Below are 12,526 nucleotides of genomic sequence, written 5' to 3'. Positions count from 1 at the left end.
CGGGAGATTCTCCTCCAGAACTGAAAAAGCCTGCCGCGGGAGGAGGTGCGGCAGGCTTTTCCGAAAGAACCGAACAGCAGCTGGGAGGAGGAGTGCTACTGTTCCCGCAGAGGGTTTGGGAGGAGGAGTAACCCGTCTGCAAATCCGAAGCTCCGCGGGAGGAGGTGCAGTGCTTCGATGAATCTGACTATACATTAATCACGCCCATATTCTAGGCAGATTTCTGCAGGCCAGCTATGCGCTGAGCGGGTAGCTTCCTTTTTCAGCCGAAAAGCGCCGGCGCCATCTGCAGATGCCGGTCGATATAGTCGTTGAAATGGACGAGCGTTGACTGCTCGTCGGCCAGCACCACCGCATATTGCGCCGGTCCTTCAAGCCGCTTCTGTTCGCCGCCAACGCTTTCGAGATGCAGCGAGACATTGTAGTGACTGCCGGCTAGCGTGGTGAACGGAATGCCGTGCCAGACGCCGGTGGTGGTGATGTGCACATGACCCGCGATCACCTGGCGAATGTCCGGATGGGTCTTGAGAACGGCGAGGAACCGCTCTGCCTCTTCGAGCTTGATCACATCGACCGGCAGTGCAAGATCATTGGCGTGATGATGCAGCACGACAATGACCGGACGATCGGAAGCTTCGGCAAGCCGTGCCTTCAACCAGTCGAGACGCTTGTCGCAGAGAATGCCGGAAACCTTGCCGGGCTCGGAACTGTCGAGCAGGATCACCCGATAGCCCTTCGCATCGATCACCTTGTTGATGAAGCCGTTTTCATCAGCCTCGTCGGTCCCGAACACATCGAGAAACACCGGCCGGTTGTCATGGTTGCCGAGTGTGATGTGATGCGGCACGCCAAGAGGTGCAAGAATCGTCTGCAGCCGACGATAGGCATCGGCTTCGCCGCGGTCAGCGAGATCGCCGGCCAGGAGGCAGAAGTCGGCATCGGCATGATCACGGTTGATGCTTTCGATGGCGAGCGCAAGACGCTCTGCCGTATCGAGACCATTGGACACGCGCCCTTCCGGCACGAGGTGGAGATCGCTCAGAACAATGAATTTCAACATGTCTTTTCCAGTTTGAAAGGGCGGCGGGCGAACCCGCCGCCGGCGGGGTTATTCGGCAGCCAGCGCCCGCTGGCCATTGTTGATCTCGATGAGACGACGGGCACGTTCGAGGCTAGCAGGCTGTTCGCTGCGATAGCGCGCACCGATTTCCATCATCAGAACGGTCTCGGGCAGGAAGGTCAGTTCGGCAAAGATCTCTTCCCAGGCAATATCGCCCCAGCCGAGCGGCATATGGAGATCGCCGACGCCCATGGCTGTATTTTCCTGCGGATGGAAGCCGCGATAGAAACCCTGCGGCCGACCGAAGGAATCATGCACATGCAGATGACCTGCGACCGGCGCCATGGCGCGCAGCTGCTCGAGGAAATCGAGCCCGCGATAGGTCGATTCGATATAGGCGTGGCTGAAATCGATCAGGGCCACGATGTTGGGGTGGTTGACCGCCTTGACAGTCTCCGCCACTTCGGCTGGGGTCTGGCGATATTGGCCCGGTTCGGTGGTGAAGATGTTTTCGAGCGCGATGCGGACACCATAGGGACGGGCAAAATCGCCGAGTTCCACCAACGCTTCCCGTTCGCGGGCATCGGTCTCGGCACGATCGAAGATCTGGTCGGCACGCAGGCAGCCGCCATGCTGGACGAGGATGCGGGCGTCGATGCGGTCGCAGATTTCGACCAGCGCCTTGGCGGCATCGATCTGGTAACGCTGGGTAACCGGATCCATGAAATTCGACGAGACGAGGCCGTGGACCGTGTAGCGGAAATCGAACTGCTTCAGCATCGGCACGAGACGCGAGGCGCGCTCTTCGATGATGCGGCCGCCAGAGATCAGATCGACCGTGGTGATGCCGAGTTCGACCGTGTCGCAGCCGATATCGGCGAGTGCACGCAGATCGGCTTCAAGGCTGGCGATTTCGCCATCGGCCGAAGCGGCATTGAAGCCGGTTCCGATGATATTGCTCATTGAGTGTCTCCAGTATGGGTCTTGTTGACGGGGGCGTGGACATCGATGCGCTTGCCGTCCTCGATCGAGAAGGCATGCAAGGCATCGTCAAGCGTGAGATGAATAGGCGTACCGGAGGCCAGTTCGCGGCCTTCGGTATCGAGCGCGACGAGGCGGCTGCCGGCGACATCGGCATGAATGAGGCGAGCGGAGCCGAGCTCTTCCACATAGTCGACCACGCCGGGGATGGCGCCTTCGGTGGCCTCGTTGGTGCGCCGGACCGATTCCGGTCGGATACCGAGCACGATCTTGCGGCCGGGCACGCGCTGGCCGTTGAGCGACGAGACGGCAATGCGACCGCCCGCGCCGTGAACGAAATGGCCATTCTCGTCGAACGTGCCTTCGAGCAGGTTCATCGCCGGCGATCCGATGAAATCGGCAACGAAACGGCTGACGGGACGATCATAGATATCGGCCGGGCGGCCAACCTGTTCGACATGGCCGCCATTCATGATTACGAGCCGATCGGCGAGCGTCATGGCTTCGACCTGGTCATGCGTCACGAAGATGGAGGTGACGCCGAGCTGGCGATGCAGGCGGCGCACTTCCGCCCGCATGGCGACGCGCAGCTTGGCATCGAGGTTGGAGAAAGGTTCATCAAACAGGAAGACCTTCGGCTCGCGCACCATGGCGCGCGCCATCGCCACGCGCTGGCGCTGACCGCCGGAAAGGGCCGCCGGGCGACGGTCGAGATAATCGCCGAGGCCGACAGATTGGGCGACTTTCTGTACACGCTCGTCGCGCTCGGCCTTCGGAACGCCGGCCACCTTGAGTGAATAGCCGATATTGGCGGCCACCGTCATATGCGGATAGAGCGCATAATTCTGGAACACCATGGCGCAGCCGCGCTCGCGCGGCTCGAGCTTGTTGACGACACGGTCGCCGATGGCGATCTCGCCGCCGGAGATTTCTTCAAGGCCGGCGATCATGCGCAGGAGCGTGGATTTTCCGCAGCCCGACGGGCCGAGAATGACGATGAATTCTCCGGCCTCGATCTCGAGATCGACGCCATGGATGATGTCGTTCTTGCCGTAACGCTTGCGAACATTTCTGAGACTGATGGCTGACATGGGTTCCCCCGTTCACTTGTCTTTCGAAATCAGGCCGCGCACGAACCAGCGTTGCATGAAGGCAACGACGAGGAGCGGCGGCAGCATGACGATGAGGGCGCCCGCCATGGTGACGTTCCATTCGGGCATACCGTTCTGCGCGGGGATGAGGCTTTTCAGTTCCATCATCACCGTGCCGTAATTGGGCCGGTCGGTAGTCACGAGCAGCGGCCAGAGATACTGGTTCCAGGAGGAGACGAACATGATGGTGGCGAGCGCCAGCATGTTGGTACGCGAGAGCGGAATGAGCACGTCGAAGAAGAAACGCATCGGCCCCGACCCGTCCATCTTGGAAGCTTCCACCAGCTCATCCGGTACCGTCATGAAGAACTGGCGGTAAAGGAAGGTACCCGTAGCGGTGGCCACCAGCGGCAGGATAAGGCCGGAATAGGAATTCAGAAGGTTCCAGTTCATCGCGATGCGGATGCCGGACACAGTTTCGACGAGGCCCGTGATGCCGAGCCAGTCCAGAATGGACTGGAACGGCTGCAGCGCATTGGCCGCGATCGAATAGGTCGGCACGATGCGGACTTCGAGCGGCAGCATGAGCGTGATGAAGATGAGCCAGAACACCACCATCCGAGAACGGTAGTTGAAGAAGACGATCGAAAAGGCCGTAAACGCGGCGATCGTGATCTTGCCGATCGTCACGCAGGTGGCGACGATCAGCGTATTGATGAGCTTGGGTCCGAGATCGGCCCGCGTCCAGGCCTTGGTGAGATTTTCCCACAGATGGTCCGAGGGCCAGAGAGCCATCGGCACCCGCGAGACTTCCGGCAGCGACAGCGATGCGCCGACGAAGACGATCCAGAACGGCATGACGATGATGACGAGGCCGAGGATCATGACCCCGTAGGTGATGTAGTCAAAGAGCGGCGAACGTTCGATCATGACGATCCTCACGCATAATGGATGCGGCGCTCGACCCATTTGAACTGGACGAAGGTCAGCGCGATGACAATGAGCATGAGCACGATCGACTGGGCAGCCGCGCCCGAATAATCGAGGCCCTTGAAGCCGTTTTCATAGATTTTGTAGACCATGACCTCCGTCGAGCCGATCGGCCCGCCTTCCGTCATCGTGTCGATGAGGGCGAAACTGTCGGTGAAGGTGGAGATGATGTTCATGATCAGCAGGAAGAAGGTCGTCGGTGCGATCAGCGGCAATTGCAGATCAAGCATGCGACGGGCGGGGCGAGCACCATCCATGGCACCTGCTTCCGAGATCGAGCGCGGGATCATCTGCAGGCCGGCCAGAAAGAACACGAAATTGTAGCCGATCGACAGCCAGGCATGGCAGATGATGACCATGATCAGCGCATGCGTGCCGTTGGTCGCCGGGTCCCAGATGCCGGGCCAGACCAGATTGACTGCGCCCACCATCCCGGCTTCGGGCGAGAGGATGAAGCGGAAGGCGACGCCAACGACCGGCGCGGCGAGTGCATAGGGCCAGATGAAAACAGACTGGAACAGCTTGGTTCCACGCAGACCGCGATCGACGAACAGCGCCAGCGTCAGCGCGATCACCATCGAGATTGCGGTTGCCGACACGCCATAGACGGCGGAGCGCACGACGGTGGCCCAATAGCGGCTGTCGGAAAAGACGGCTGAGAAATTGTCGAAACCGACCCATTCGTTGCCGCCACCCCAGGGCTGTTCGAGCGTGAAGGCCCAGTAGAGCGCCTGCGATGTCGGCCAGTAGAAGAACACCAGGACCAGAAGCAGCTGGGGAGCAACCAGCAGCCAGGGCAGGACCCGGTTGCGATAGTAAGCGCGCCGTTCCATGAATTTATGCCAATCTTGAAAAAGGGAAACGGGCAGCCCGAAGGCTGCCCGAAAGACGGTGCGATCAGTTCAGGGCCTTGCCCTGATAGGTCTTTTCGAAACGACGCAGGATTTCGTTCGAGCGGGCAGCGGCTTCGTCAAGCGCCTGCTGGACCGGCTTGTTGTTGAACACCACTTCCTGCATGGCATTGGCGATTTCCTTGCGGATGGCATTGAAATTGCCGAGACGCACGCCGCGGGTATATTCGGTCGGCGGGGTGGCGGTCAGGCTGGCGATGGCCAGTTCGCGGCCCTTGTAGGGAGCCTTGTCGTAGAAGCCCTTGGCCTTCATGGCTTCGAAACCGCTGTTGGTCACCGGGATGTAGCCGGTCACGGTTGACCACCATTCAGCCTGTTCCGGCTTGGCGAGGAAGGCGTAGAAGGCGGCAGCGCCCTTGTATTCTTCTTCCGACTTGCCCTTCAGCGTCCAGAGCGAAGCGCCGCCCACGAGCGAGTTGGTACGGGTGAAGCCATCGAGGAGCGGTAGCATGGAGACGTCCCAATGCATGCCTTCCTTGGCCTGCTTGCCGAACGTGCCGTGATCGGCGATCGACGACGAGGTGATCTGGCACTTGGCATTGACGAAGGCATCGTTGGCGGTTTCGCCGACGGCCTTGCTCTTGTGGACGAAGAGACCTTCGTCATACATCTTCTTGATCCAGGTCAGCTGGTCGACGAACTTGGTCTTGTTGAAGGTGACTTCGGCATCGAGACCTTCGTAACCGTTGCCCTTGGTAGCGATCGGCTGGTTGTGGATCGCCGAGAACTGTTCGAACCACTGCCAGACACCGGTCGGGTCGAACGCAACCGGGCATTCGTAGCCCTTGGCCTTCATGGCGCGGGCAACGGTCTCGACTTCGCTCCAGGTCTTCGGCAGGCCTTCAAAGCCCACGGCCTTCAGCGCGTCGGTGTTGTAATAGATCATTGCGGTCGAGGAGTTGAACGGCATCGAGAGCAGTTCGCCCGACGGCGAGGAATAGTACGAGGCGATACCGGAGAAATAGTTCTTCCAGTCGATCTGGTAGCCGTTCTTTTCCATCAGCTCGCGCACCGGAACATAGGCGCCGGAGAGCATGAGGTCGAGCGTGCCGCCATCGGAGATCTGCGTCACGGTCGGATGCTTCTGGGCGCGGAAGGCAGCGATCGTGTTCTGCAGGTTGTTCTCATAGGTTTCCTGGCTGACGCAGACGATCTCGTAGTCTGCCTGCGAGTCGTTAAAGGTCTTGCACATGTCCTGGATGCGCTCGCTCAGGTCGCCGCTGAGGCCGTACCAGAATTCGAACTTCGTGCGGGCTTCGCCGCTCGTTGCACCGAGGGCGAGGGCGCCGATCGTCAGCGCGGTGGAAAGCAGCCATTTTCTGTTCATCATAGTCTCCCGAAGGTTGGCGTGGCTTGGTTCGCGGAGCTACCTAAGGAGATCAGATGACAGGCGCATGTCTTTGGGATGACCGTTCGATGATAGCAGAGGCCCGCATTTTGTCATCGAACGCGAAAAGCTATGAACACCAAAGCCTTGCATGCTTTTTAGGCCCAGGGGTTGCTTGACACCTTTTTGGGCACTGCTATGGTTTTTGAACCAAAAGGTAAAAAAGGGGAACTGCACAATGACCAAGGAATTCCTGATTTCCCGCCGCACCGTTCTCGCCTCCGGCCTGGCGCTGGGTGTGAGCGGTCTGGCGCCGTTCGCGCGCGCCGCAACGCCGATGAAGGTCGCCGGCATTCATGCCTCGCCGGTCGAAAATGCGTGGAATTCCTGTCTCCACAAGGCGCTGCAGGATGCTGCAGCCGAAGGTGTGATCGAGTATGTCTTTTCCGAAGGCGTTTCCGGCACCGATTATCCCCGCGCCATGCGCGAATATGCCGAACAGGGCAACAAGCTGATCATCGGCGAAGCCTATGCGGTCGAGAAGGAAGCCCGCCAGGTTGCCGCCGACTATCCGGACACTGCCTTCGTTCTCGGCTCGAGCGGCAATGAGGAAGGCTCCAATTTCGGCGTCTTCGGCACCTGGAACCATGACGGGGCCTATCTCGCCGGCATGCTGGCCGGCAAGATGACCAAGTCGAACATCGTCGGCTCGGTCGGTGCGATCCCGATTCCGGAAGTCAACATGCTGATCAATGCCTTTGCGGCCGGCGTGAAGGCCGTTAATCCGGATGCCAAGCATCTCGTTTCCTTCATCGGCACCTTTTTCGATCCGCCGAAGGCCCGCGAAGCAGGCCTGGCGCAGATCGATGCGGGCGCCGACATTCTGTTCGGCGAGCGTATCGGCACGGCCGATGCCGCCAAGGAGCGCGGCATCAAGGCAGTCGGCTCGCTGATCGATTATTCTCCGCGTTATCCGGACACCGTATTTGCCAATGCGCTCTGGGGCTTCCGCCCAATCCTGAACGCCGCGATCGCCGATGTCGCCGCCGGCAAGCCGGTCGGCCGCAACTACACCGCCTATGGCCTGATGAAGGAAGGCGGCAGCGATATCGCTTATGTGAAGGGCGTTGCCCCCGCCGATGCGGAAGCGGCGATGGAAAAGGTGCGTGCCGACATCAAGTCGGGTGCCTTCGAAGTGCCGAAGATGATGGAAGAGCCGAAGTAACCTGCCGCCATCATGCAGCAGGATGCAACGGAACTCGCACAGGCGATCCGGACGGGTCGCCTGACATCGCTTGAGGCCATGGAGGCCTCGCTGGCCGCGATCGACAGGCGTGCCGATCTCGGCGCTGTTACCTATTGCGATCCCGAGCTCGGCCGGGCGGGCGCGAGCGCCATGGATTTGGAACGCGCACGCGAACCGGACAGTTTTGCCCAGCGCCCTTTCGGCGGCGTGCCGACACTCGCCAAGGATCTCGGCGGACCGTTCCGAGGGCTGCCGGTGGCCGCAGGTTCCCGCATGATCGACCGCCAGAGCGGGCTACCCGATTCGGAACTCGCGCAACGTTTTCGCGATTCGGGCCTCATTCCCTTTGGCCTCACCACCGTGCCTGAACTCGGACTGTCGCTGGCGAGCGAACCGATGGCGGGACCGATCTGCCGCAATCCGCTCGATCCGTCACGCACGCCCGGTGGTTCGTCGGGCGGTTCGGCGGCCGCCGTGGCAGCTGGCCTGGTGGCGATCGCGCATGCGACCGATGCCGGCGGTTCGATCCGGGTGCCGGCTGCCTGCTGCGGACTGGTCGGCCTCAAACCCAGCCGCGGCATCATGCCGGGCGGCCCCAATTTCGGTAATCATCTGGGCGGCATCGCCAGCGAACTTGCCGTCACCCGGAGCGTGCGCGATGCGGCGACCGCTTTCGCCTGCCTTGCCGGAAACGTTCAGGGGCCGGGGCCTGAACCGTCACTCATTTCGATGCCGGACGGTGTGCTCAAGATCGGGCTCCTGTGCGAAACCGGCACGGATTTTCCCACCGAATCGCAGCGCAGCGAAGCCGTTCTGGCCGCCGCCCGCAGCCTCGAGGCGGCCGGCCATCGGCTGACACCGCTCGACTGGTCGCAATTTGCGGCGATGCAATCTGCTTCGGGCCGGATCTTCGGCGATATCATCGCCGCCAATCTTGCGCTCGCGCTGAAAAGCCCGGCCCTCGACGAGACGCTTGCCGAGCCGCTGACACGCGCTTTTCTTGAGCGGGGCAGGGCGCTTTCCGCCGCGATGCTGTGGAATTCCCTCAATGCTGCCGTGCTGGTGAGCCGCGATCTCTGGCAGCTGTTCCAGTCCGTCGATGTCATCCTGGCGCCGATGCTGTCGGGACCGCCCTTGCCGATCGGCTCGTTTCCGTCCGACCATGCCGATCCCGAGCTGCAACTGAAGCGCATGAGCGCTTTTGCGCCGCTCGCGGCACTCGCCAACATTGCCGGTTTCCCCGCCATCACGCTTCCCTTCGGGGCTGATGCCGATGGATTGCCGCTGCCGGTGCAGATGATTGCGCCCTTCGGCCACGAACCGCTGCTCTTGGCGCTTGCCGAGCGGCTGGAGCGCGAAGAGCGCTGGCAGCATCCCTTTCCGATCGCGGGGTTAGACGCATGACGCAGCCAGTGCTCGAGATTTCCGGCATCAGCAAACGGTTCGGCGACAATCTCGCCAATGACGATATCTCGCTCACCCTCGCCAAGGGCGAGATCATGGCACTGCTCGGTGAGAACGGCGCCGGCAAGACGACGCTGATGAGCATCCTGTTCGGCCATTACATGCCGGATACCGGCCATATCCGCATCGAGGGGCAGGATCTGCCGCCGGGCAAGCCGCGCGCGGCCATTCGCGCCGGCATCGGCATGGTGCATCAGCATTTCTCGCTGGCGCCCAATCTGACCGTGCTCGAAAGTGTCATGACCGGCACCGAAAGCCTCTGGTCGCTGAAATCGGATACGGTGCGCGCCCGCGCCAAGCTATTGACGATCGCCGAACGGTTCGGCCTCCGAGTCGATCCGGATGCACGGCTGGGCGATCTGTCGGTTGGCGAGCAGCAGCGGGTGGAAATCCTCAAGGCGCTCTACAATGACGCCCGCATTCTGATCCTCGACGAGCCAACGGCGGTCTTGACCAATATCGAGGCGGAAAAGCTGTTTGCAACGCTGAAGGAAATGGCGCGGCAGGGTCTGTCGCTGATCTTCATTTCCCACAAGCTCGATGAGGTCATGTCGGCTGCCGATCGCATCATCGTCCTGCGCGGCGGCAAACTGGTAGCCGAACGCAAAGTCGCCGAAACCAGCAAGGCCGATCTCGCCGAACTGATGGTCGGCCGCCGCGTTGCCCGACCGGTGCGCGAGGCCTCTACCCCCGGCGCCGTGGTTCTGGAAGCCGCCAACATCACCGTGCATCAGGCCGGTGTCGACCGGCTGAAGGCCATCAACTTTCGCCTCCATGCCGGCGAAGTGCTCGGCATTATCGGCGTTTCCGGCAATGGGCAGGCGGTGCTTGCGCATCTCCTGTCGGGAACAATCGCCCGCACTTCCGGCGATCTGCTGCTGTTCGGCGAAGCAGTTGGCGATCTTTCGGTGGCCGAGGTTGTCGAAGCCGGTATCGGCCGCATTCCGGAAGACCGCAACCATGAGGGCGCAATCGGCGACATGGCGCTGTGGGAAAATGCAGTGCTGGAGCGGATCGCCTCACCGCGCTTTGCCCGCAACGGTATCGTCGATCGCAAGGCCGGCATGGATTTCACCCGCGAAATCATTGAAGAATTCGATGTCCGCGGCGGCGGGCCGGCCACCCGTACGCGGCTTCTTTCCGGCGGCAACATGCAGAAGCTCATTCTTGGGCGCAACCTGCATGACCGGCCGAAGATCCTGATTGCGGCCCAGCCTGCGCGCGGGCTCGACGAGGGGGCTGTCGCAGCCGTGCATGAACGGATTCTCGCCGCCCGCAAGGCGGGAACCGCCGTGCTTTTGATTTCGGAAGATCTCGATGAGGTGATCGCGCTGTCCGATCGTATCCAGGCTATTGTCGGGGGGCGCCTGTCACCGCCGGTGGCAACCGAAACCGCCGATGCGCGACGACTGGGATTGATGATGGCTGGCGACTGGCATGAGGGGGAGACCGCCCATGCGGTTTGAACGTCGGGAACATCGCTCGCTGGCGCTACTGGTGCTGACACCGCTGATCGCGGTGATCGCTGCATTGCTGATCGCCGGCATCCTGATTGCCATTGCCGGTGCTCCCGTTTTCGAGGCCTATGGCAAGATCATCACCGGCGCGTTCGGGTCGCGCCTGTCGGCGACCGAAACCCTGACCCGCGCCACGCCGCTGATGCTGACCGGACTGGCCGCCGCCGTCGCCTTCCGGGCCCGGCTGTGGAACATCGGTGCCGAAGGCCAGTTCTATCTCGGCGCGATAGCGGTCGCCGCTGTCGGCTCGCAGGTCCTCAATGGCGTTCCGGGCTATCTGTCGATCCCGATCCTGTTCGTGGTCGGCGCCATCGCCGGCATGGTGCTGATCCTCATTCCGCTGTGGCTCAGGCTGAAATTCTCGGTCGACGAGGTCGTCACGAGCCTGTTGATGAATTTCGTCGCGGTCCTGATCGTTTCGATGCTGATCGATGGGGTGCTGAAGGACCCGCTCGCCTTCGGCTGGCCGCAATCGCAATCGGTCCCGGATGCGGCAATGCTGCCGAAACTCATTGAACGGTCGCGGCTGCATATCGGGCTCGCGATTGCGGTCATCATCGCCATCCTCGTCCATCTCGTGCAGTCGCGCACCGTCTTCGGCCTGCAGTCGCGCGCAGCGGGGCTCAATCCGGGGGCGGCGGTCTTCGCCGGGGTCCCGCTCGCCTCCACCCTCATCAAGGTCGCCTGCATTTCGGGTGGTCTTGCCGGCCTTGCCGGTGCCGTCGAGGTGATGGGGGTCAAGGGCTATGTCACCACCGATCTTTCGCCCGGCTTCGGCTATTCCGGCATCGTGGTCGCGATGCTTGCCAATCTCAATCCGCTCGGCGTCATTCTTGCCGCCCTTTTCACGGCCACCATGTTCGTCGGTGCCGATGGCATGAGCCGCTCGATGGGCATTCCCACCTACATTGCCGATGTGACCGTGGCGCTGTCGCTGATCACCATGCTGGTGGCACTGTTCTTCGCCCAATACAGGATCCGCCGATGAGCACGCTGATCGATATCCTAGCCTCCGTCGGCCTCTGGGCAGCCGTCCTGCGCATCGCCACGCCATTGATTTTCGGCACGCTGGGCGCGCTTCTGTGCGAACGGGCGGGCGTTCTCAATCTCGGTATCGAAGGCATCATGACCTTTGGCGCCATGATCGGCTGGCTCGCGGTATTCCATGGCGCCGATCTCTGGACCGGACTGGCCGTCGCCGCCCTCTCCGGCGCGATCTTCGGGTTATTGCATGCAGCATTGACTGTCACGCTCGGCCTGTCGCAGCATGTCTCCGGCCTTGGCGTGACGCTGTTTGCCTCGAGCTTCAGCTATTATGTGTTCCGGCTCATCGTGCCGGTGGCCGGAACGCCGCCGACTATCGAGCCGTTTCAGCCGATCGCCATTCCAGGCCTTTCCGATCTGCCCTTCATCGGGCCGGCGCTCTTTACCCAGACCATGCCGACCTATCTGGCGATCCTCCTTGCGGTTCTGATGGCCTATATCCTGTTTCGGACACCGCTCGGGCTCGCCGTCCGGATGACGGGCGAAAATCCGCATGCGGCAGAAGCCCAGGGTGTCAATCCGATGGTCGTGCGCTATGGCGCGGTGCTCGCAGGCTCGGCGCTGATGGCCATGGGCGGCGCCTTCCTGACGTTGTCGGCCTTCAACTCCTTCTTTCCGACCATGGTGCAGGGTCGCGGCTGGATCTGCATCGCGCTCGTCGTCTTCGCCTCCTGGAGGCCGGGTCGCGCCCTGTTCGGCGCGCTTCTGTTCGCCTTCTTCGATGCTTTCCAGCTCCGGCTTCAAACCGCCATCGAGGGCGTGCCCTACCAGATCTTCCTGATGACGCCCTACATTCTCTCGATTGCAGCTCTTGCCATCATGGCCCGCCGGGCCCGGGTGCCGCAGGCGCTGATGCAACCCTATCGCCGCGGCGAACGCTGACCGAAAGGAACCC

At 61.8% G+C, this 12,526-nt stretch carries 11 protein-coding genes; 5 read left to right on the top strand and 6 right to left on the bottom strand.

Translation table 11 applies throughout. The features are described from left to right. Positions 1–262 precede the first annotated feature (262 nt). The 6 genes from Q4481_RS20730 to Q4481_RS20705 form a co-directional block, all read right to left on the bottom strand. Entirely contained in the window at positions 263–1,060 is a 798-nt protein-coding gene (locus Q4481_RS20730; protein ID WP_304378307.1) for a phosphodiesterase, read from the bottom strand. 48 nt (positions 1,061–1,108) lie between these two features. Further along, positions 1,109–2,023: a TIM barrel protein gene (locus tag Q4481_RS20725; protein WP_304378306.1), complete on the bottom strand. Its 915-nt coding sequence runs from the start codon at positions 2,021–2,023 to the stop codon at positions 1,109–1,111. Next, on the bottom strand, positions 2,020–3,132 hold the full coding sequence (locus Q4481_RS20720) for an ABC transporter ATP-binding protein (protein WP_304378305.1): 1,113 nt from the start codon (positions 3,130–3,132) through the stop codon (positions 2,020–2,022). Before Q4481_RS20720 ends, Q4481_RS20725 begins: the two co-directional genes overlap by 4 nt. 12 nt (positions 3,133–3,144) lie before the next feature. Then, positions 3,145–4,062, bottom strand: a complete 918-nt coding sequence (locus Q4481_RS20715) for an ABC transporter permease subunit (RefSeq protein WP_304378304.1) — start codon at positions 4,060–4,062, stop codon at positions 3,145–3,147. 8 nt (positions 4,063–4,070) lie between these two features. Then, complete coding sequence (locus Q4481_RS20710; RefSeq protein ID WP_304378303.1) at positions 4,071–4,955, bottom strand: carbohydrate ABC transporter permease; 885 nt, start codon at positions 4,953–4,955, stop codon at positions 4,071–4,073. Positions 4,956–5,019: 64 nt separating this feature from the next. Further along, positions 5,020–6,363, bottom strand: coding sequence for an extracellular solute-binding protein (locus tag Q4481_RS20705; RefSeq protein ID WP_304378302.1), 1,344 nt, complete (start codon positions 6,361–6,363; stop codon positions 5,020–5,022). A 235-nt stretch (positions 6,364–6,598) separates the two neighbouring features. Between Q4481_RS20705 and Q4481_RS20700 the strand changes: the two genes are divergently transcribed. From Q4481_RS20700 to Q4481_RS20680, 5 genes are read left to right on the top strand one after another with little or no spacing between them, the layout of a single operon-like run. Next, positions 6,599–7,585 (top strand): BMP family protein, encoded by a 987-nt coding sequence (locus Q4481_RS20700; RefSeq protein WP_304378301.1) that lies wholly within the window; start codon positions 6,599–6,601, stop codon positions 7,583–7,585. Positions 7,586–7,597: 12 nt separating this feature from the next. Next, the gene (locus tag Q4481_RS20695; protein ID WP_304378300.1) at positions 7,598–9,010 is read left to right on the top strand and encodes an amidase; all 1,413 of its coding nucleotides are present in this window, start codon (positions 7,598–7,600) and stop codon (positions 9,008–9,010) included. After that, positions 9,007–10,536 (top strand): ABC transporter ATP-binding protein, encoded by a 1,530-nt coding sequence (locus Q4481_RS20690; protein WP_304378299.1) that lies wholly within the window; start codon positions 9,007–9,009, stop codon positions 10,534–10,536. The genes Q4481_RS20695 and Q4481_RS20690 overlap by 4 nt, the downstream gene beginning before the upstream one ends. Continuing rightward, positions 10,526–11,575, top strand: coding sequence for an ABC transporter permease (locus Q4481_RS20685; RefSeq protein ID WP_304378298.1), 1,050 nt, complete (start codon positions 10,526–10,528; stop codon positions 11,573–11,575). The genes Q4481_RS20690 and Q4481_RS20685 overlap by 11 nt, the downstream gene beginning before the upstream one ends. Continuing rightward, positions 11,572–12,513: an ABC transporter permease gene (locus Q4481_RS20680; RefSeq protein ID WP_304378297.1), complete on the top strand. Its 942-nt coding sequence runs from the start codon at positions 11,572–11,574 to the stop codon at positions 12,511–12,513. The genes Q4481_RS20685 and Q4481_RS20680 overlap by 4 nt, the downstream gene beginning before the upstream one ends. Positions 12,514–12,526: the final 13 nt, after the last annotated feature.

It is taken from the genome of Fluviirhizobium alvei (assembly GCF_030551875.1).
GTDB classification, from domain to species: Bacteria; Pseudomonadota; Alphaproteobacteria; order Rhizobiales; family Rhizobiaceae; genus Rhizobium_E; species Rhizobium_E alvei.
The sequence above is the reverse complement of the archived record's forward strand: the minus strand, read 5'-3'. Positions and strand labels throughout refer to the sequence as shown.

Bases quoted from the DNA above. Each gene is read 5' to 3' on its own strand.
- Q4481_RS20730 (WP_304378307.1), bottom strand. From the start codon at position 1,060: ATGTTGAAATTCATTGTTCTGAGCGATCTCCACCTCGTGCCGGAAGGG.
- Q4481_RS20700 (WP_304378301.1), top strand. From the start codon at position 6,599: ATGACCAAGGAATTCCTGATTTCCCGCCGCACCGTTCTCGCCTCCGGC.
- Q4481_RS20725 (WP_304378306.1), bottom strand. From the start codon at position 2,023: ATGAGCAATATCATCGGAACCGGCTTCAATGCCGCTTCGGCCGATGGC.
- Q4481_RS20695 (WP_304378300.1), top strand. From the start codon at position 7,598: ATGCAGCAGGATGCAACGGAACTCGCACAGGCGATCCGGACGGGTCGC.
- Q4481_RS20690 (WP_304378299.1), top strand. From the start codon at position 9,007: ATGACGCAGCCAGTGCTCGAGATTTCCGGCATCAGCAAACGGTTCGGC.
- Q4481_RS20720 (WP_304378305.1), bottom strand. From the start codon at position 3,132: ATGTCAGCCATCAGTCTCAGAAATGTTCGCAAGCGTTACGGCAAGAAC.
- Q4481_RS20680 (WP_304378297.1), top strand. From the start codon at position 11,572: ATGAGCACGCTGATCGATATCCTAGCCTCCGTCGGCCTCTGGGCAGCC.
- Q4481_RS20705 (WP_304378302.1), bottom strand. From the start codon at position 6,363: ATGATGAACAGAAAATGGCTGCTTTCCACCGCGCTGACGATCGGCGCC.
- Q4481_RS20715 (WP_304378304.1), bottom strand. From the start codon at position 4,062: ATGATCGAACGTTCGCCGCTCTTTGACTACATCACCTACGGGGTCATG.
- Q4481_RS20685 (WP_304378298.1), top strand. From the start codon at position 10,526: ATGCGGTTTGAACGTCGGGAACATCGCTCGCTGGCGCTACTGGTGCTG.
- Q4481_RS20710 (WP_304378303.1), bottom strand. From the start codon at position 4,955: ATGGAACGGCGCGCTTACTATCGCAACCGGGTCCTGCCCTGGCTGCTG.